Origin of the sequence: Motiliproteus sp. SC1-56, from assembly GCF_017309075.1 — a bacterium.
Lineage (GTDB): Bacteria > Pseudomonadota > Gammaproteobacteria > Pseudomonadales > Balneatricaceae > Motiliproteus.
The window spans coordinates 361889-380704 of the sequence record NZ_JAEMGS010000001.1; the positions used below are offsets into that span (position 1 = coordinate 361889).

The following is an 18816-nucleotide window of genomic DNA, read 5'->3' on the forward strand; positions in this document are numbered from 1 at the left end:
GATTCTGGCTAGAGGGCGTCGGCGCCGGTTTCTCCGGTGCGGATCCGCACCACCTGTTCCAGGCTGGTGACGAAGATCTTGCCGTCGCCGATCTTGCCGGTATTGGCCGAGTTGCTGATCGCCTCAATGACCTGATCCAGCATGGCATCGTCGATGGCCGCTTCAATTTTGACCTTGGGCAGGAAGTCCACGACGTATTCCGCGCCCCGATACAGTTCGGTGTGGCCTTTCTGGCGGCCGAAGCCTTTGACCTCGGTGACGGTGATTCCCTGGATGCCGATTTCGGACAGGGCTTCGCGGACATCATCCAGCTTGAAAGGCTTGATCACGGCGCTGACCAGTTTCATGGTATCTCTCCTGTAGGACTGCACGTTGGACGGGTCGACGGGCGTGACGCGGCGTTGTCGACACGGAATTGAGGCTAGTATAACCCGACTGCCAGCCAAGGGTTAATGCGGCTTTGGGGCAGTCAGGCGAGCCGCCGTCGGGCCAGTCCTGCGCCTCACCGGCGACCCGTGCGCGGGTGCATAAAAAAAGGCGCCCGTTTGACGGGGCGCCTCAAGTTCACTGCTGGTGAGGATTTACAGTGTTTTGTTCAGGGCTCAGGAGCCCTTGGTGAACTCGGGGTAGGCTTCCATGCCACACTCGGTCAGGTCGACGCCTTCGTACTCCTCCTCTTCGCTGACGCGGATGCCCATGACAGCCTTGAGGACAGCCCAGACGATCAGGCTGAAGAAGAAGACCCAGACGAAGATGGTCAGGGCGCCGATGATCTGGCCGCTGAAGGTCACACCGTCATTGGTCAGGGGAACCAGCAGCAGACCCAGCAGACCGCAGGTACCGTGGACGGAGATGGCACCGACCGGATCGTCGATCTTCAGCTTGTCCAGGGTGATGATGGAGAACACGACCAGGACACCGCCGATGGCACCGAACAGGGTTGCCTGCAGGGCCGTGGGGGTCGAAGGCTCGGCGGTGATCGCGACCAGACCGGCCAGGGCACCGTTGAGCAGCATAGTCAGGTCGGCCTTGCCGAACAGCATGCGGGCGGTGATCAGGGCAGCCACGGCGCCACCGGCAGCGGCGGCGTTGGTGTTCAGGAACACCATGGCCACGGAGTGGGCGTTGGCCACGTCACCGAGCTTAAGCACGGAGCCACCGTTGAAGCCGAACCAGCCCATCCACAGGATGAAGGTACCCAGGGTAGCCAGGGGCAGGTTGGCGCCGGGGAAGGCGTTGATCTGGCCGTTAGCGCCGTACTTGCCTTTACGGGCACCCAGCAGCAGGACTCCGGAGAGGGCCGCAGCCGCACCGGCCATGTGCACGATGCCGGAACCGGCAAAGTCAGAGAAGCCCAGGTCGCCCAGGTTGTACATGCCGAACACGTCGTCGCCGTTCCAGGTCCAGGCGCCTTCTATGGGATAGATAACGCCGGTCATCACCACCGCGAAGGCGAGGAAGGCCCAGAGTTTCATGCGCTCGGCCACGGCACCGGAGACGATGGACATGGCGGTAGCGACAAACACCACTTGGAAGAAGAAGTCCGACGCGCCGGAGTAGACCGCACCGCCCTCAAAGCCCGCCTCGGCGGAGTCCTTGAGCACCTGTTCCACATCGACGGCCTCGATGCCGCTGAGGAAGATACCGCCGCCGTACATCAGTTCGTAACCCACCACCAGGTACATGATGCAGGAGATGGCGAACAGGGCGACGTTCTTAGTGAGAATTTCGGTGGTGTTCTTGGCGCGGACCAGGCCGGCCTCGAGCATGGCGAAGCCGGCCGCCATCCACATGACTAATGCGCCGCACACCAGAAAATAAAAGGTGTCCATCGCATACTGCAGTTGAAAGATTTGATTTTCCATCGTTAGCCTCCGATGACCGTCGCGTCCTGTGGCGCTGCCGGTCGGGTTTTTTCGCTGAAAAAGAGATCGGTTCGGTTACAGGGCGCTCTCACCGGTTTCGCCGGTTCGAATGCGGATCGCCTCTCCGATATCGGTGACGAAAATTTTGCCGTCGCCGATCTTGCCGGTGTTTGCCGTCTTGGAGATGCTCTCGATAACCTGGTCGACGATGCTTTCGCTGACCGCGGCCTCAAGCTTCACCTTGGGCAGGAAGTCCACCACGTACTCTGCGCCGCGGTAGAGTTCGGTATGTCCTTTCTGACGGCCAAAACCTTTGACTTCGGTGACGGTAATGCCCTGAACGCCGATCTCGGAGAGTGCTTCGCGCACGTCGTCCAGCTTGAAGGGCTTGATCACAGCCGAAATGAGTTTCATGGTTCTTCTCCCGATATTTAAAAGCGGACTGGGGATCAGTTCGTTGAGCCTGAATCCGTTGCTGTCACTTTTGCATCAGCTGTGCCAAAAACGTCAAAAAGATTTATAAACAGTAGGTTAGATGAGTAGAAGGGGCGTTGTGCAGCGATTGGAGCGAGTTTTTGTGCAGTGCACAGCACAAAAAAAAGGCGCTAATGTGGTGCGCGCACCATTCTGGTGCTTAATCGGCGGAGCGGGAGCGTCAGCAGCGAATTTATCCCGTGATAGAATTGGGAAAACTTCATTTCACAGGATCCTATGCCATGCTCCCACCTAAAATGCTTGAAGGTCTCAACGAGCAACTGACCCAACTGTTCGGCGAAGGGCCGCAGAAAACCCAGGAAGAGGTGAAAAAAAGCATCAATGTCCTGCTGCAAGGGGCGTTCTCCCGCCTGGACCTGGTGACACGGGAAGAGTTCGAGGCGCAAAAAGAGGTGTTGATGCGCACCCGGGCCATGGTTGAGCAGCTTGAGCAACAGGTTAAACAGCTTGAAAGCAGCCTGCAGGCCAAGTCGGGCGAGTAGCCCTTAACCTATGGCCAGATCGCTGGCCCGGTGAGCAGCGGGGCCGGCATCGCGGGAAAATCCGCTGCTCACGGAATCAAGGCGCCTGCCATCAAACCAGGGAAGGTTTATGTCTCTAGCGGTGATTCACAGCCGGGCGCAGCTCGGTATCGAGGCCCCGGCGGTCACCGTCGAGGTCCACCTCAGTAATGGCTTGCCGGGGCTTTCCATCGTCGGTCTCCCCGAGACCGCGGTCAAGGAAGCCAAGGACCGCGTGCGCAGCGCGCTGCTCAATACCCAGTTTGAATTTCCCCTGCGACGGATCACCGTCAACCTGGCCCCCGCCGACTTGCCCAAGGAGGGCGGTCGCTATGACCTTGCCATCGCACTGGGCATTCTTTGCGCGTCGGGGCAGTTGCCCGCCGAGGCACTGAGCCAGTACGAGGTGATTGGCGAACTGGCGCTTTCCGGCGCGTTGAGGCCGGTGCCGGGGGCGCTGCCCGCCGCTCTCCAGGCGCGCCGCGCGGGGCGTACCCTGTTGGTTCCTGAAGACAACGGTCCCCAGGCGGCGCTGGTGGAGGGCGCCTCGGTGCGCCAGGCCGATCACCTGCTGGCGGTCTGTGCCCACTTTCTCGCCCAGTCCCCGTTGCCGGCCCCCCTGCCACCGACGGCCGAGCACGACGAAGCGCTGCCCGATCTGGCGGAGGTGCGCGGTCAGCACCAGGCTCGCCGGGCGCTGGAAGTCGCAGCAGCCGGCGGTCACAGCCTGCTGTTCGTGGGTCCGCCCGGCAGCGGCAAGACCATGCTGGCCAGCCGTCTGCCGAGCATATTGCCGCCCCTGACCCAGGACGAGGCCCTGGAGGTGGCGGCCGTCGCCTCGGTGGCTAGCGCCGGCTCTGAAACCCAGGGTTGGCGCCAGCGCCCCTTTCGAGCCCCCCACCATACCGCCTCGGGCGTGGCCCTGGTGGGGGGGGGCAGCATTCCGCGCCCGGGCGAAATTTCGCTGGCCCACCAGGGAGTGCTGTTTCTTGATGAATTGCCGGAGTTTGATCGCCGGGTGCTGGAGGTGCTGCGCGAGCCCCTGGAGAGCGGGGAAATACGTATCTCCCGGGCGGCTCGCCAGGTCTGCTATCCCGCCGGGTTCCAGCTGGTGGCGGCGATGAACCCCTGCCCCTGCGGTTACTTCGGTCAAGTTCGGTGTCGGTGTAATCCCGGGCAGGTCAGTCGTTACCAGGGTCGGATCTCCGGCCCCCTGCTGGACCGGCTCGACCTGCATGTGGAGGTGCCGCCCCTGGGCAGCCACGAGATGACCTGTTCCGGAACCCCGGGCGAGGCGTCGGCCCAGGTGCGGGCGCGGGTGGTGGCGGCGCGCCGGCGCCAGCTAGAGGAGCGGGGTTGCCTGAACAGCCGTCTTGGCGCCGGACAGCTGGAGGCGGCCTGCGGCCTCTGCGACGGCGAACGTGAATTCCTGGCCCAGGCGCTGGAGCGGCTGGGCCTCTCGGCCCGGGCGTACCACCGGGTGCTGCGGGTGGCCCGGACCCTGGCCGATCTGGAGGGGCTGGCGACACCGGGACGGCCCCAGTTGCTCGAGGCGCTGGGTTATCGCAAGCAGGAACGGCTCAGAGCTGGATCCGTCGCGGTTTCTTGACCTGTTGGCAGAGCGTTTCCAGAGGGACCGGGCGGCCAAAGTGGAAGCCTTGGACCTGGTCGCAGCCGTGCTCGCGCAGGAACGCCAGCTGTTCCGGGGTCTCCACCCCCTCGGCAATCACATCCTTGCGCAGGTTGTGCGCCAGGTTGATGATGGCGCGCACGATTTCGGCGTCGTCCGGGCTGTCGCAAACGCCCTGAACAAAGCTTCGGTCCACCTTAAGGGTGCTGATGGGCAGCTTCTGCAGGTGGGCGAACGACGAGTAGCCGGTGCCGAAGTCATCCAGGGAGAAGGCGATTCCCAGCCGGTTTAGCTCGCGGATACAGTGCTCCACGTGCTGCTCGTTGAGCGCCATGGCGGTCTCGGTCAGCTCGAACTCCAGCTGGGAGGGGGGGATGTTGCCCCGGGTCAGCAGCCGGGCGATGGTAGGCACCAGGGTCTCGTCCTGGAACTGGCGGAATGAAAGGTTGATGCCGATGCGTTGCAGGTTGACCCCTTCTGCCTTCATTTTCTTGAGGTCTTCGCCGGCCTGGTAAATGGCCCAGTAGCCCATGGGCACGATCAGCCCCGTCTTCTCCGCCAACGGAATAAACTCGCCGGGAGGAATCAGCCCGCGTTCGGGGTGCTGCCAGCGCATCAGCGCCTCGGCGCCGATAATCCGCCCGCTGCTGATATCCACGCGGGGCTGGTAAAACAGTCGCAGCTCCTTGTTGCGCAGGGCGTTGATGAGTTCCGGTTCCAGGGCAATCTGCTGGGCTGCCGCCTGAGCGAGCCCCGCGGAGTAGAACCGGTAGCTGCAACCGCGCTCTTTTTTTGCCTGGTGCAGGGCGGCCCCGGTATGCCGGAACAGGGTCTCCACGTCCCCGGCCGTGTCCGGGAAGGTGGCCCCGCCCATGCTGCAACCCAAAATCAGGTTATGACCCTGGGGAGAGTAAGGGCGGGCGTGAACGGCGCTCAGCTCTTCCACCAGATCGCCCAGGGCATCGCGGGCGTCGTCGCTGGTCAGGCTGACGCAGAATTGCTCATCCCCCAGGCGGTAAAGCCGCTGGCCGGGAGCGAGCACGGATTGAAACCGTTTGACCACCTCTGCCAGCAGCCGCTCCCCGACCCGTCGGCCCAGGGTATTGTTAATGGCCTTGAAGCCGTCCAGGTTGATCTGCAGCAGGCCCAGCTGGAAGCCCCGGGCCCTCGTCCGCTCCAGCTGCTGCAGCAGGGCGCGGTAGCAGTGCTGCTGGCTGGGAATTCCCGTCTGCGGGTCGAAGTCGCGCAGCGCGATGATGTGCTGGTTGCGCTGCTTGAGCTGGCCGGCGTAGTGAAGAACCCGGGTCAGCGCCTGCGGCTCCCATTGATCCTCGGCCAGGTAGTCAAAGGCGCCGGCGGCGTGCAGCCCCGCTTCGGCCTCGGCGGAAAGGGGGGCGCCGTAGACGATGATCGGGGTGCTGACCCGGTAGCGCCGGGCCATGCCCAGGTAATCCCGGCGGCGGTTGCGGGCCAGGGAGTAGCTCATGAAAACGGTATCGACGTCGTGGGCCCGGGCGACGCTCAGCGCTTCACGGACACCGGCAAACCAGTGCAGCTCGTAGTGTCGGGTGACATCCTGTCTGAGAGCCTCCTGCAAGCGCTGAGACGCGGCAGGAGAGGGGTCGACCACCAGGATCCGTTGGGGCGACCGCCTGGATGTAACCAGTGACGGCATAAAACGCGGAATCCACCTTTACTTGGCGCTCGCGGCGGGCCGCTGGACGGGCCGCCACTCGAGTGCATAAAACTTAACTAGATATCACTCTAGGTTCTACCTTTAATTTGTTGTTTTTATGATTTGGTTTCTATTAAGTGACTGATTTAAAGGCCGGAGCTCGCGGGGAGTGAATAATTTTCCGCCTGCGCCGGGCCTGATACAATGGCTAATCTCGGCTTATCGGCCATGTTCCCCATTTGTTTAGGTTTGTCTGTGTCCCAACTTAACCCTCGCCAACGGGAAGCGGTCCACTATGTGGGCGGCCCGCTACTGGTTCTGGCCGGTGCCGGCAGCGGTAAGACCAGCGTTATTACCCGTAAAATCGCCTACCTGATCGAGGAGTGCGGCATCAAGGCCTGCCATATCGCCGCGGTGACCTTCACCAACAAGGCGGCGCGGGAGATGAAGGAGCGGGCGGGGAAGCTGGTCCAGGGCAGCGCCGCGCGCGGGCTCACCGTTTCCACCTTTCACAACCTCGGCCTCAACATTATTCGGCGTGAGCACAAACAGCTTGGCTTCAAGCCCGGCTTTTCCATCTTCGACGCCCAGGACGCCAATGCGCTGATCCGCGACGTGATGCTGCGCGACCAATTGGATGAGAACGACCAGGTGGATTTTATCCAGCACGCCATCTCCAACTGGAAAAACGACATGATCGGCCCCGAGCGGGCCCTGCAGCAGGCGCGTAACGGCAATGAGGAGCTGGCGGCGCGGGTTTATGCCAGTTACAACCGCCACCTGCGCGCCTACAACGCGGTGGATTTTGATGACCTGATCCTGATTCCAACGCTGCTGTTCAAGACCCAGCCCGACGTGCTGGAGCGCTGGCAGCGCAAGATCCGCTACCTGCTGGTGGACGAGTACCAGGACACCAACACCAGCCAGTACCTGATGGTGAAGCTGCTGGTGGGAATCCGGGGCGGCCTCACCGTGGTGGGGGACGATGACCAGTCGATCTACGCCTGGCGCGGGGCGCGCCCCGAGAACCTCTCACTGCTCAAGCAGGATTTTCCCAGCCTCAAGGTGGTGATGCTGGAGCAGAACTACCGCTCCACCAGCCGTATCCTCAAGGCCGCCAACGTGCTGATCAGCAACAACCCCCATGAGTTCGTGAAAACCCTGTGGAGCGAGATGGGCATGGGGGAGCCGCTGCGGGTGGTGATGACCCGCAGCGAGGACGCCGAAGCCGACCGCATCGCCACCGACATCATCGAGCAGCGGCTCAAACGCCGCAACAGTTTCAAGGATTACGCCATCCTTTACCGCGGCAACCACCAGGCGCGGCTGATCGAGATGAAGCTGCAGACCTACCAGATTCCCTACAAGCTCAGTGGCGGCACCTCTTTTTTCGCCCGCGCCGAGGTCAAGGACATCATGGCCTACCTCAAGGTGCTGATTAACCCGGACGATGACAACGCCTTCCTGCGCATCATCAACCTGCCGCGCCGGGAGATCGGCCCGTCCACCCTGGAGAAGCTCAGCCAGTACGCCGCCGAGCGCCAACTGAGCATGTTCGCCGCCGCCGGCGAACTGGGTCTCGGTGCGGTCCTGCCCGAGCGTACGGTGGAGAAGCTGCGCACCTTCAGCCAGTGGCTGCAGGGTATTTACGAGCGTTGCTACCGTGACGATCCCATCGCCGCGGTCAAGCAGATGGTGCGGGATATCGACTACGAGGGCTGGATCTACCAGAACTGCAGCAGTGAGGTGCAGGCCGAGCGGCGCATGGCCAATGTCTGGTTCCTGGTGGAGTCGCTGGAGCGGACCCTGGAGCGGTTGCGCGAGGACGACGAGGACGCCGGCATCGACAACGCCGTGGCCCGCCTGGTGCTGCTGGATATGCTCGAGCAGCAGGAGGAAGAGGACGACTCCGACCGGGTTCAGCTGATGACCCTGCACGCCTCCAAGGGGCTGGAGTATCCCCACGTCTACCTGATGGGCATGGAAGAAGAGTTGCTGCCCCACCGCAACAGTATCGAGGACGACTTTGTCGAGGAAGAACGGCGCCTGGCCTACGTGGGCATCACCCGTGCCCGCAAGACCCTGACCATGACCCTGGCGCGCCAGCGCAAGCAGTTCGGCGAGGTCTCCGACACGGTCCCCAGCCGTTTTCTCGACGAGCTGCCCGAGGAAGACCTGGAGTGGGAAGGGCGGGATCCGGGCTGTGAGCAGGCCAACCAGACCCGCGGCCGGGCCACCCTCTCCAGCCTCAAGAACCTGCTGGCCGATTGTTGATCTGGACAGGTCAGAGCGCTTGGTTCATTATCGCTCTCTTTTCTACCTGCCTGTGGTGACCCGATCAAAACACTAAAGCGGTTCTTGCAGGGACGCTCGATGTCAGGGATGTTGGCAATGCTGGGGCTGATGTTGGCCCTGGGGTCTCACGCAGCCACCCACCAAAATGCCTCTTTGCGTGTCGGGGTATACCAGAACGAGCCCGGTGTCTTCATCGATGGCCAGAGCCGGGTTTCCGGCTTTTATATCGACATACTCGAATACGTTGCCGGCCAGGAAGGCTGGCAGCTGGATTACGTCCAGTCCGATTGGGCGGGATTGATGGACGGGCTCGCCAACGGTGAGATCGACCTGGTGGCCGGCATGGCCCACACCCCTGAGCGCGACCGGGTCTACGACTTTACTCGCGAGCCCATGTTCGTCAACTGGGGGCAGATCTACACCACCGACGGCGGCATCCAATCTCTGCTCGACCTCAACGGCCGCACGGTGGTGGGGCTCGAGGCGGACGTTTACGCGCTCAGCTTCCGTTCGCTGCTCAAACGCTTTGACCTGGCCGTCGACTTCCGCTTCGTAAACAGCTACCAGCAGGTGCTGGCGGAGGTGGACGCGGGTCGCGCCGATGCGGGTATTACCTCGCGCAGCAACGGCGATAGACTTGCTCCGCAGTTTGACGTCCGTCGCAGCCCGATTGTCTGCTGCTCCCAGGAGATCGGTTACGCCGTTCGGGACGGTGAGTTCGGCCATGAGCTTGCAACCCTCGATCGCTACCTGGTAGCCCTCAAGAGCGATAAGGCGTCCTACTACTTCCAGGCCCTGGATCAATGGTACGGCATTGATCCAAGGCACCCGCTGCCGGAATGGGTCTCCGGGCTGATCGCGCTGCTCGCTGGCGGCGCTGCGTTGCTTTTTTGCGGCGTGGTGTTGCTCAACCGTAAAGTACGGGAGCGGACCCGGCGTTTACAGGAGGCTCATGACCTGCTGGACGAACGGGTTCGGCGGCGCACCGAAGAGCTTTACAAGGCCAATAAGCAACTGCGTGATGAAATCGACGATCACCGCAAAACCCAGAATAAGTTGAAGCACATGGCCACCCACGATGCCCTTACCGGCCTGCCCAACCGGCGCTGGTTCAGCGAGCGCCTGCAGGAAAACGTGAAAAGGGCGCGGCGGGCCGAACGCAAGCTGGCGGTGCTGTTTCTCGACCTGGACGGTTTCAAGGCGGTCAATGACACCTACGGCCACGATCTGGGTGATCAGCTGCTGGTGGACGCCGCGGCGCGCCTGAGCGGCAGCCTGCGGGAGGTGGATCAAATCGCCCGCCTGGGCGGGGACGAGTTCATCATCATGCTGCCCGAGGTCTCGGGACGGGAGGGCGCGCTGGCCGTGGCCCGGAAAGTGGCCGACCTGTTTCAGGCTCCCTTTACGATCGATTCGTTATCCCTGAAGGTAGGGGTCAGCATCGGCATCAGCTGCTACCCGGACCACGGCGAGGACGGTGAAACCCTGTTGCGCAACGCCGACCTGGCCATGTACGAAGCCAAGCACCGGCTGCAGGGCGATTATTGCGAGTATCACCCGGCACTGGCCCTGAATCCGCCGGAGGAGGCGCTGGGCTGAGGGGGGAAAAAGCGGGTCTGGCCCCTTGCCCAACCCGTGGTCGCTGAGTATTATACGCCCTCTCTTTTGAGAGATCCTTTTGCGCACCCGTAGCTCAGCTGGATAGAGTAGCAGGTTCCGATCCTGTTGGTCGGGGGTTCGAATCCCTCCGGGTGCGCCACTTTTTCTGTTCCCCTCCAGATTCTCCAACCACTTCGTCATTACTTGGGCCCACCGTACCGGAGGGTGAGAAGCCCCGCGGGTTCGAGCCGAGTGGCGCAGCCGCGACGCAGCGTCACCGCCGGTGACGGCCCCGAAGGGGGGAGGGGCGCAGCGACGAATAATCCCTCCGGGTGCGCCACTTTTCCTTCCTTTATCTTGCTCTTTCCTAAGCGGAAAAAGAAACTCCACGCCTTTGCAGACCGGCTTTTCGGCGTCGCTGATAGCCGTTTCCATCTTCGATCACCTGCACGTGTTTTCGCTATTCTGGCTGCGCGCTTCTAATGGCTGCTTACAACAGAGTCGCTTCGTGCTGTTTCTGGGCCTATTGCCGCCGGGTTGGGCCGTCACAAGTCCTGCGCCGGCTCGCCTATACTCCTGGTATTAATAGCGTGACGGCTGTGTCGCCAGTTATGCAGGGAGGAGCGGTTAAAGGGATGGTCAAAAAAATTGCGTTTTTTATGTCGGTTGTTTTGTTATCGGCTTGCGGTGCCGTTAAAACAATGATCGTTGATTTCGATGATCCGAAAATTGTCGCTGAAAGTGTGAGCGTTAATAAAGACAAGTTTAAGAAAATGGTGATGTATGAGGCACCTTTTCTCCCCTCTGAAGCGGGAGATAAGGTGAAGATGAGAGCGTGGAAGTGGGTTGAGCGGGACAAGTGGGTATATCAGGTTTACGCGTTTGATACCTATAAGAGCCAAACCTTTAGAAATTATGATCGCGCCTATGATGATCAGGGCAATAGGTTAGATACGACGCTAGTCGATAAAGATGTCCAGTCCTGCAAGGCTGATGAGGGGTGCCATTACGCCGAACACATTACCATAAACCTGCCGAGAGACTATCTAGAGAAAAAGATCGAGGGCGGCTTTTCGTTCAAAATAAGCGGCTCCGGCGAGGAGCAGGTTTTTGTGGTGCCAGGCTCCTACATCGATGGTTTTTTGTCCGTCGCAAAGTGAGCTAAGAAGGGGCGGCACTTTGAACGCGGTTCTTTATCTTGTTCGCTCCTGCGCGGAAACGGCCGCGCCGCCTACACCCGCTTCTGGCGCGGTTAGGAGCACTTAAACACCGGGCAAGAGCGGCCCAAAGCCCGGTCTCGGCATGCCGGTGTGTCGATGTGGGCGGAAGTGATTCGACTGTCGCCAGCGTCCACACGCCAGCTTCAGCCGCCTCACCGGCGGTGCTCTCCTTGTCTCTGGTCTCAAGGTGCCCGTCTCGCTGATCCAAGCACGAACCCGCCGGAGGGGGCGCCCCTAAGTGATTGTCTGTGTTGGGCGATTTTCCAGGAAGGAGCCCCGGTTTCCCACGCCGCGAGCGGTATCTAAATGAAATAAATAGCGTTTTTAAAAGGGTTCTTTCTGCGATCGCCATTGGAAAGCGCCGCCAAACTTTCTGTCCAATACTTAGTCGATGCCATAAGAGCAAGGCAGGGAACAGAAGGACTCGTTCAGGGATGAAACCCTCCTGTCGGCTTCTCCGTAAGGCCGGCACGGGCGATCGATTGGCCCGGAGGCAATGTCCTTCAGAATCTCGTTACAGGAGTTTGCAAATGAACGTTACATCGATTCTCAATGAAGTCATGAAACAGGCTCAGGGCGCGTCCATGCAAGGCAGAGGTCCAGGCGGAATGGACCTGGGCGGCATGATGGCAAATCTCGAAAAGCAGGTCAGGGGAGCTCAGGGCGCCGGTGGCGTCGACCTCAAGAGCGCGCTTGGCGGCGGTTTGCTGGGAATGTTGGTGGGTGCAGGCCGGGGGCGGAAGATGGGGGGCAAGCCCCTGAAATACGGTGCGCTCGCTGGCATTGGTGCACTCGCCTGGCAAGCCTACCAAAAGCACCAGGCCAGCCTTAAGAAGGGCGCTTCTGCTCTCGGTCCTGAGCAGGGACAGCCTCTGGAGCAGCTTGACGGCAATGCGCAGGAGCAAAGAGGGCTGGAAATACTGCAGGCCATGATCATGGCCGCCAGGGCGGATGGCCACATTGATGAAAATGAACAGGCGCTGCTGGTCAAGGAGACCCAGAAGCTGGGAGCGGACTCTGAGTTGCAGGGCTGGATTCAGCAGCAGCTGAAGGCGCCGCTGGATGCCCAGACACTCGCCCGCAGCGCAGACTCACCCCAGGCCAAGCGGGAAATGTACCTGGTTAGCGCCGCCATGGTGGATGAGCAGAATGACATGGAGCGTGCCTGGCTGAACCAGCTGGGCGCCGCACTGCAGCTGGAGCCGGCAATGACGCAGGAGTTGGAGCGTCAGGTGTATGCGGCGGCGGCCTGATGAGAAGACAGGGCCTGAGGCTCGATCCTGTGGGCCCTGTCGTAGTGGTATAGAAAAATGCCGCGTAATACGGGGTGCGAGCGCATAACCCGTACGAGGTGATTGGCAGTAAGGCCTAGCGCTTCATCGAAAGGGAAATTCGCTTGCGCTCAAGGTCCACCTCCAGCACACGCACCTGAACGATATCGCCGGGTTTGACCACCTCGTGCGGGTCCTTGACGAAGCGGTCCGCCAGCTGCGAGATATGCACCAGGCCGTCTTGGTGTACGCCGATATCCACAAAGGCGCCGAAGTTGGCCACGTTGGTGACGGTGCCTTCGAGCTGCATGCCGGGCTTCAGGTCCTTGGGCGACTCCACCCCTTCCTGGAGGCGGGCGGTGCGGAACTCCGGACGCGGATCGCGACCCGGTTTTTCCAGCTCCTTTAGAATGTCGCGCACGGTGAACTCGCCAAACTGCGCGTCCACATAGTCGCCCGGATTCAGCCCCCGCAGAAAGGCGCTGTCGCCGATCAGACTGGGCAGGGTGCGCTGTTGAGACGCGGCGATCTGCTTGACCAGGCCGTAGGCTTCCGGGTGCACGCTGGAGGCATCCAGCGGCTGCTTGCCCCCGCGGATGCGCAGAAAGCCCGCCGCCTGCTCAAAGGCCTTGGGGCCCAGGCGAGGGACCTTTTTCAATTCGTTGCGGCTGGCAAAGGCGCCGTGCTCGTCGCGGTAGGCGACGATATTGCGGGCCAGGGTCGGCGTCAGGCCGGAAATCCGGGTCAGCAGGGCCTCAGAGGCGGTGTTGAGATCCACCCCCACCTGGTTGACGCAGTCCTCCACGACCGCATCCAGGCTTTCGGCCAGCTTGGTCTGGTTGAGGTCGTGCTGGTACTGGCCGACGCCGATGGCCTTGGGTTCGATCTTGACCAGCTCGGCCAGGGGGTCCTGCAGGCGCCGGGCGATGGAGACGGCGCCGCGCAGGGTCACGTCCAGCTCGGGAAACTCCCGGGCGGCCAGGGCGGAGGCCGAGTAGACCGAGGCCCCGGCCTCGTTGACCATCACCTTCTGCGCCTTGATTTCCGGGTGGCGCTTGAACAGATCGCTCACCAGGGCGTCGGTCTCCCGCGAGCCGGTGCCGTTGCCGATGCTGATCAGTTCCACCCCGTAGGCGCGACAGAGCTTGGCCAGGGAGGCGATGGCCCGGTCCCAGTCGTTGCGCGGTGCGTGGGGGTAGATGGTGGTATGGGCGACCAGCTTGCCGGTGCTGTCCACCACGGCGGCCTTGACCCCGGTGCGCAGGCCCGGGTCCAGCCCCAGGGTCGGGCGCATGCCGGCCGGCGCGCTGAGCAGCAGCTCCTTGAGGTTGCGGGAAAAGACGCGAATGGCCTCGGCTTCGGCGGCCTCACGCATGCGGCCCAGCAGCTCCTTTTCAAGCTGGGGCAGCAGCTTGCCGCGCAGCCCTTTGGCCAGGGTAGTGCGTACCCACTCACCACTGGGGCCCCGTGGATTGAAACGCACCTGCTGGCAGGCCCGCGTATCGTAGTGGGCGAGCTGCGCATCGAGGTCGAGCTTGGCGCTCAGCACCTTTTCCTGCACCCCGCGCAGAATGGCCAGGGCGCGGTGTGAGGGCACGCGTTTGAGCGGCTCGCGGTGATCGAAGTAGTCGCGGAACTTGGCCCCTTCATCCGTCTTGCCATTCAGCACCCGAACCTGCAGCACCGCATCCCGCCAGATCTGCTCGCGCAGCCGGCTCACCAGGTCGGCCTGCTCGCTCATGCGCTCGGTGAGAATGGCCGCGGCGCCCGCCAGGACGCTTTCCGGATCTCCGTAGCCGGCCTCCCTGTTGATAAAACCCCGGGCCAGCGCTGACGGCTGGCCGTTCCCGGCCAACAGCTTCTCCAGCAGGGGCTCGATGCCGGCCTCGCGCGCCATCTGCGCCTTGGTGCGGCGCTTGGGGCGGTAGGGCAGGTAGAGGTCTTCCAGGCGAACTTTGCTGTCGGCGTTCAGCACCTGGGTTCGCAGGACGTCGGTCAGCTGGCCCTGCTCCTCGATGCTGCGCAGCACCGTGGCGCGCCGTTCTTCAAGCTCTCGCAGGTAGCTGAGCCGCTCCTGTAGCTGGCGCAACTGGGAATCATCCAGCGCCCCGGTGACCTCTTTGCGGTAGCGGGCGATGAAGGGCACGGTGGCGCCCTCGTCCAGCAGCCGAATGGCCGACTCCACCTGCCCGGGTTTAACCTGAAGTTCGCTGGCGATACGCAGATGAATCATGATTGGCACGGGCCCGTGAAGAGTGAGCGGGACGCCCGCAATGGCGGACGCACAGGGGCCGCTAGCCTAGCGGATGGGATCGAGGGGAGGCAACTGGCAGCGGCGCGTTTTCTCTGCGCCTGAATGCTGGAAAATAAAAAAACCCTCGCCTGCCGGCGAAGGTTTATTGTTGGTGGAGCTGGCGGGACTCTCCACCGACCTCGGTTACCGATAAATTTCAAGCTGTTACAGCATGCTAGACAATGACAGCGTAGCACATTGGCGGGTAATCGCCAGTCGTTTTGCATGGACGCGGGTTCGAGTCCGTTTTAGGGACTCGAACCCGCGTCCATGACCCTGTAAGAAAAAGCCCCCCCATTTTTCAGGGGGGGGGCATGACCGCCCATTTGGCGGGTAAATGCGTTAGCGGTTGCGTCGCATGAGCGCTTGGCTAAGGAACCTACGCACTGGGAGACTTATTTCTGGTTAGTCCATGAAAAACAAATTCTTGCAGAGAGAGTGTCGCTTTTGGCCAGTATGCGGCTGGACCGCCTAGCTCTCAGCTCGTGAGTTTGATGGAATCGAGGTGTCGCTGCCAAGCTGGGTCCTTGCCTCTAGATGTACTGGAATGTAATTTGGGTCGATAAGGTATTTTTACGTGTCGATAAAGAGCATAACGGAGTGCTAGGTTTGGAAAACTGCAATATTTATCTGGTTCGAAGTCCTTCTGATTTGGTTGGTGAAAACCTAGCAGGTTACGGATGGCGGCAAGTCGATTTTAGCGATGCCTCGTCTTTTGATGAGCTTATGGGGGCGTTCTCGGCCAAAGGAATTGACCCCGGTCGACACCGCAACCAGATGAAGCGCTTTCTCGCTATTTCCGAGGGAGACATTGTGGTTGTCCCTCTTTATCGAGCGGTAGCTATTGGGTTTGCTACTGGGATTCGCTCCTACCGTACAGGAGTAGAATACGGTGAGAATCGGGTGGGCGTAGAGTATTTGCGAAACGAGGACGGATCAGTTGTTCGGATTCCTCGCTCTGAGCTGCCGGAAGCGCTTTCCACGCGTTTGCGGATACGGATGTCTGTGGTATCCCTGAACGAGTTCCGCGAAGACATTTTGCGAATGGTTGATCAGGTATGCAGTGGTGGTGGAACTAGTTTCAACTCTCATATCGAGGCCTTGGAAGCTGACGCCTTGGATACTCTCAGGAAGCGCTTGCTGGCTAATATTCGTAACGGCCAGACAAACTTACAGAGTGGTGGTATAGGTTTAGAAAACTTAGTGGCAGAGCTCCTGCGGCTGGAAGGGTATTCAGCACGAGTACTCTCTAAGTCCGCTTTCGAGGGGGGCGCAGATGCCGATGTCGAGGCCTTCCGTGGTGATCGTTTTTCTTCCAACAAACTGTTAATACAGGTAAAGCATCACAATGGCATGACCGGTCGTCAGGCTCTCCAGCAGCTTAAGCTGTTAGACAGCGATGACGGAGTCCAGCGCTGGATCATTACTACGGGAGGCGTCTCGGCTGAGTTGGTAGAAGAAGCTCAAAGCGATGGAATTGGTGTGATGGACGGTGAAACCTTCACAGAGTGGCTTGTAGACCATGCTCATGATCTGTCATTCGCCACGCTCAATAAACTGGGCCTCTCCAAGTTGCCTTCCCTACTGCTTTAGAGGAGGGAGTCAGCTGGTGGTGCGGACCGTTACTGGTTTCTGATGAGGGAAAAGTATGACTTATGATGAATGCTTCGACCAATATCGCTTAGATCTGTTAGCGGATCAGCACCTCCGGCATAAAACTATTAATGGCCGGGCGTTTTTCTTTAGCGAATCGCCGGACAACCAACTCGACTACATAGATTGGCAGCTTGATGGGGACGATTGTTGTGACGCGCTGCGGGAATCTGGTTTCTTGCTGCACCTTAGGGAGCTTCTGAACATCCTTCTGGTATATCGTTCACAAACCGGTCAGCCAAATCCCAGCCAAGGAGTGCTGTATTTGAATGGGCATCATATGGCAGTCGAGTGGGGGGCGAAGGCCTCAGTGGAGGCCTTGCGGGATGCCGGAAAGGTGGATGAGCCAGAGTGGCTCTGAAGGATCTGCTTCCTCTGAAGTCATTGCTTTGGTGAGAGGGGCTAGTTTAAATAGGACTGTTTTCTTTGGAACCTTGGCCCAACAGGTGTTGCCTCGAATCCGGGTGGGCTCGGCACGCATCAATCGTGTACTCGACAATGCCAGCGTCATACTCGCCAATTTGCTCCAGCCAGGGTCGCAAGGTCCGCTATTCGTCCATTGTCATCTTATGAAGGTTAATAGCAGCGGGCGCGACAGCGACCTGCGCGACGGTGGCGACATCCCAGCTGTTGATCAGCCTAGAATTGGCTAGAAGCCTCGATACGGGCGGCTTGTAAGCCAGCCACCCCGGTCAAAACTGGACGCTGAAACTTGGTCAATCAGGCATGCTGAATGACAGAGCTGGCCTCTTTTCGGACTTTTAGCAGCACTAAATGTACAGACTAGGAAGGCTTGTTATGAATACAGCATATCTGCTCCATTGTGAAAAAGACGCTCGTTTTGTCTGGGCTGGCTGCACGGTTTGCTCTGGCATCTCGTACCAAAATCCCACATTATCAGGGTGTTAGGAATAGCGGGGCACGGAGATACAGTGCCCCCCCACCCGGATAGATGCGCATGCTCGTTTTCATTGGAGGAAGATGATCGGTGTTCTCAAATTTCTTCTTCTTTTCAGCCATTTGCCAACCTTTATTCAGGATATTAATACGGCAAAACGGGCGCCCCAGAATTAAACTGTTATGAATACCTAAAAAAGGATTTTTATAAAATATGAAGCGTGAGTATTTTAGACGAGATGTATGGGATAAAATTAAAAATCATCTTACCCCTGAAAAAGTTGAGGCTGCTGGTTTTAAGGTTTTCGGTATGAAAATAACACCGCAACTGGCTGATAAAATATATGATTACATTTGGAAGGAAAAAATATATACACACATGCAGTCAAGGAAGAACAGAAGAAGCGTTAAATTTTTATATACCCCGAACTTTTCAGTTAAAATTTACATAAAAGATAATGGCAACTATTCAACCTGTTTAATCGATCTTGGGACACCTGGTGCAATAATTGGAGAGAGTGGTCGAAAGGAATATGAAGACAAAAAGAAAAGAAGTTTAACAATGATAGAAATATATTTTGCAATTTTGAGGAAATACCCTCAGCATTTGCTCAGCATTAGTTGTGCAACTGAAGATGAATTGCCGTGGTAGATTAGTATGTTAACCTTTCGATATCTTGAAATGTATTCAAAAAGTGAAAAGAAGAGAAGCAAAAGAAAAACATGAGCAAAGTGTTTTGCATAGTTTTGAAAAATATTTATTAAACAAAGGTGTCACTCTCAAAATCATTGGCCACCCTGAACCACCAGACGCTCTAGTGAATATAGATGGTAAGGAAACTTGGGTAGAAATAACAGATGCATTTCTAAATGAAGAATTAGCTAGAAGCATCAGTTCGTACCCTGCTGATGATGTTCCCCATATTCATACGAAAAGAAAATTAATAATTGATCCTGAACAAATATATGAAGGAGTAGTTCAAGATGTTGTCTTGGCGAAATATAATAAAAATGCAATACGTAATGTTTACAAAATGTATGCCCAGGGAATACTCTTGGTTGGCTTGTTCTCTCCATTCGTTGACATTGAAGATATTGAAGATCTTGTTTTAAAAATCAAAATTATAAAAAATGGTAGTGATAATAGATTTGGCAAAATTTATTTGTACGATAGAGACCGCAACTTCCACAAAATTTAATGTTATTCTTTCATAACAAGGCGTTACAGGCGAGACTGTAAATTTTTCTGTGTAAGTGGCGGTTGATCAATGTGATATCCGGTCACCGAACAGGATCATGAATTGGCTCATCGCCTGCTTCCAGTCCCGTATCGGCATGGTCCACTTCTTGGCGATCTGGTGCAAGGCCAGATAGAGCACCTTCATCACTGATTTGTCCGTCGGGAATGATCGGCGAGTCTTGG

Annotated in this window: 15 protein-coding genes, 1 tRNA gene, 1 other RNA gene and 1 pseudogene; 12 read left to right on the plus strand and 6 right to left on the minus strand. The window is 58.9% G+C overall.

What is annotated here, in order from left to right:
- Positions 1-8: 8 nt before the first annotated feature.
- From glnK to JGZ97_RS01795, 3 genes are all read right to left on the minus strand, one after another.
- Complete coding sequence (gene glnK, locus JGZ97_RS01785; protein ID WP_207060879.1) at positions 9-347, minus strand: P-II family nitrogen regulator; 339 nt, start codon at positions 345-347, stop codon at positions 9-11.
- A gap of 255 nt (positions 348-602) precedes the next feature.
- Positions 603-1865, minus strand: coding sequence for an ammonium transporter (locus JGZ97_RS01790; RefSeq protein WP_207060880.1), 1263 nt, complete (start codon positions 1863-1865; stop codon positions 603-605).
- 75 nt (positions 1866-1940) lie between these two features.
- Positions 1941-2279: a P-II family nitrogen regulator gene (locus JGZ97_RS01795; protein ID WP_207060881.1), complete on the minus strand. Its 339-nt coding sequence runs from the start codon at positions 2277-2279 to the stop codon at positions 1941-1943.
- A 302-nt stretch (positions 2280-2581) separates the two neighbouring features.
- On the opposite strand from JGZ97_RS01795, the gene JGZ97_RS01800 reads away from it, so the two are divergent.
- Positions 2582-2842 (plus strand): accessory factor UbiK family protein, encoded by a 261-nt coding sequence (locus JGZ97_RS01800; protein ID WP_207060882.1) that lies wholly within the window; start codon positions 2582-2584, stop codon positions 2840-2842.
- A 109-nt stretch (positions 2843-2951) separates the two neighbouring features.
- Complete coding sequence (locus tag JGZ97_RS01805) at positions 2952-4469, plus strand: YifB family Mg chelatase-like AAA ATPase (protein WP_207060883.1); 1518 nt, start codon at positions 2952-2954, stop codon at positions 4467-4469.
- Here the strand turns inward: JGZ97_RS01805 and JGZ97_RS01810 are convergent.
- Positions 4441-6165, minus strand: a complete 1725-nt coding sequence (locus JGZ97_RS01810) for a bifunctional diguanylate cyclase/phosphodiesterase (protein ID WP_207060884.1) — start codon at positions 6163-6165, stop codon at positions 4441-4443. The two genes, JGZ97_RS01805 and JGZ97_RS01810, sit on opposite strands and share 29 nt — an antisense overlap.
- A gap of 204 nt (positions 6166-6369) precedes the next feature.
- Between JGZ97_RS01810 and rep the strand changes: the two genes are divergently transcribed.
- From rep to JGZ97_RS01840, 6 genes are all read left to right on the plus strand, one after another.
- Positions 6370-8439, plus strand: a complete 2070-nt coding sequence (gene rep, locus JGZ97_RS01815; protein WP_370583977.1) for a DNA helicase Rep — start codon at positions 6370-6372, stop codon at positions 8437-8439.
- A 99-nt stretch (positions 8440-8538) separates the two neighbouring features.
- Positions 8539-10059 carry a GGDEF domain-containing protein gene (locus JGZ97_RS01820; protein WP_207060886.1) on the plus strand — a complete coding sequence of 507 codons (1521 nt, stop codon included), beginning with the start codon at positions 8539-8541 and terminating at the stop codon, positions 10057-10059.
- 83 nt (positions 10060-10142) lie between these two features.
- Positions 10143-10219: transfer RNA gene (locus tag JGZ97_RS01825), tRNA-Arg, on the plus strand.
- Positions 10220-10264: 45 nt separating this feature from the next.
- Positions 10265-10399: non-coding RNA, RtT sRNA (locus JGZ97_RS01830), on the plus strand.
- A gap of 142 nt (positions 10400-10541) precedes the next feature.
- Positions 10542-11219, plus strand: a complete 678-nt coding sequence (locus JGZ97_RS01835) for a hypothetical protein (RefSeq protein ID WP_207060887.1) — start codon at positions 10542-10544, stop codon at positions 11217-11219.
- Between the two features lie 590 nt (positions 11220-11809).
- Complete coding sequence (locus JGZ97_RS01840) at positions 11810-12532, plus strand: tellurite resistance TerB family protein (RefSeq protein ID WP_207060888.1); 723 nt, start codon at positions 11810-11812, stop codon at positions 12530-12532.
- 115 nt (positions 12533-12647) lie between these two features.
- On the opposite strand, the gene JGZ97_RS01845 is transcribed toward JGZ97_RS01840, so the two are convergent.
- Positions 12648-14783 carry a Tex family protein gene (locus JGZ97_RS01845; protein ID WP_207060889.1) on the minus strand — a complete coding sequence of 712 codons (2136 nt, stop codon included), beginning with the start codon at positions 14781-14783 and terminating at the stop codon, positions 12648-12650.
- Between the two features lie 597 nt (positions 14784-15380).
- Between JGZ97_RS01845 and JGZ97_RS01850 the strand changes: the two genes are divergently transcribed.
- From JGZ97_RS01850 to JGZ97_RS01865, 4 genes are all read left to right on the plus strand, one after another.
- Positions 15381-16436, plus strand: coding sequence for a restriction endonuclease (locus JGZ97_RS01850; RefSeq protein ID WP_207060890.1), 1056 nt, complete (start codon positions 15381-15383; stop codon positions 16434-16436).
- Between the two features lie 55 nt (positions 16437-16491).
- A complete protein-coding gene (locus tag JGZ97_RS01855) occupies positions 16492-16857 on the plus strand; it encodes a hypothetical protein (protein WP_207060891.1) in 366 nt (121 codons plus the stop codon).
- A 750-nt stretch (positions 16858-17607) separates the two neighbouring features.
- Positions 17608-18045, plus strand: coding sequence for a hypothetical protein (locus JGZ97_RS01860; RefSeq protein WP_207060892.1), 438 nt, complete (start codon positions 17608-17610; stop codon positions 18043-18045).
- Between the two features lie 43 nt (positions 18046-18088).
- Positions 18089-18592, plus strand: coding sequence for a hypothetical protein (locus tag JGZ97_RS01865; RefSeq protein WP_207060893.1), 504 nt, complete (start codon positions 18089-18091; stop codon positions 18590-18592).
- A 66-nt stretch (positions 18593-18658) separates the two neighbouring features.
- Here the strand turns inward: JGZ97_RS01865 and JGZ97_RS01870 are convergent.
- Positions 18659-18816, minus strand: a pseudogene (locus tag JGZ97_RS01870) (IS256 family transposase); the annotation flags it as partial.

Excerpts from the sequence above, each read along its gene's own strand:
- JGZ97_RS01810 (WP_207060884.1), bottom strand. The coding sequence starts at position 6,165 with ATGCCGTCACTGGTTACATCCAGGCGGTCGCCCCAACGGATCCTGGTG.
- JGZ97_RS01805 (WP_207060883.1), top strand. The coding sequence starts at position 2,952 with ATGTCTCTAGCGGTGATTCACAGCCGGGCGCAGCTCGGTATCGAGGCC.
- JGZ97_RS01845 (WP_207060889.1), bottom strand. The coding sequence starts at position 14,783 with ATGATTCATCTGCGTATCGCCAGCGAACTTCAGGTTAAACCCGGGCAG.
- rep (WP_370583977.1), top strand. The coding sequence starts at position 6,370 with ATGGCTAATCTCGGCTTATCGGCCATGTTCCCCATTTGTTTAGGTTTG.
- glnK (WP_207060879.1), bottom strand. The coding sequence starts at position 347 with ATGAAACTGGTCAGCGCCGTGATCAAGCCTTTCAAGCTGGATGATGTC.
- JGZ97_RS01835 (WP_207060887.1), top strand. The coding sequence starts at position 10,542 with ATGGCTGCTTACAACAGAGTCGCTTCGTGCTGTTTCTGGGCCTATTGC.
- JGZ97_RS01820 (WP_207060886.1), top strand. The coding sequence starts at position 8,539 with ATGTCAGGGATGTTGGCAATGCTGGGGCTGATGTTGGCCCTGGGGTCT.
- JGZ97_RS01800 (WP_207060882.1), top strand. The coding sequence starts at position 2,582 with ATGCTCCCACCTAAAATGCTTGAAGGTCTCAACGAGCAACTGACCCAA.
- JGZ97_RS01850 (WP_207060890.1), top strand. The coding sequence starts at position 15,381 with ATGTACTGGAATGTAATTTGGGTCGATAAGGTATTTTTACGTGTCGAT.
- JGZ97_RS01790 (WP_207060880.1), bottom strand. The coding sequence starts at position 1,865 with ATGGAAAATCAAATCTTTCAACTGCAGTATGCGATGGACACCTTTTAT.
- JGZ97_RS01860 (WP_207060892.1), top strand. The coding sequence starts at position 17,608 with ATGAAGCGTGAGTATTTTAGACGAGATGTATGGGATAAAATTAAAAAT.
- JGZ97_RS01855 (WP_207060891.1), top strand. The coding sequence starts at position 16,492 with ATGACTTATGATGAATGCTTCGACCAATATCGCTTAGATCTGTTAGCG.
- JGZ97_RS01840 (WP_207060888.1), top strand. The coding sequence starts at position 11,810 with ATGAACGTTACATCGATTCTCAATGAAGTCATGAAACAGGCTCAGGGC.
- JGZ97_RS01795 (WP_207060881.1), bottom strand. The coding sequence starts at position 2,279 with ATGAAACTCATTTCGGCTGTGATCAAGCCCTTCAAGCTGGACGACGTG.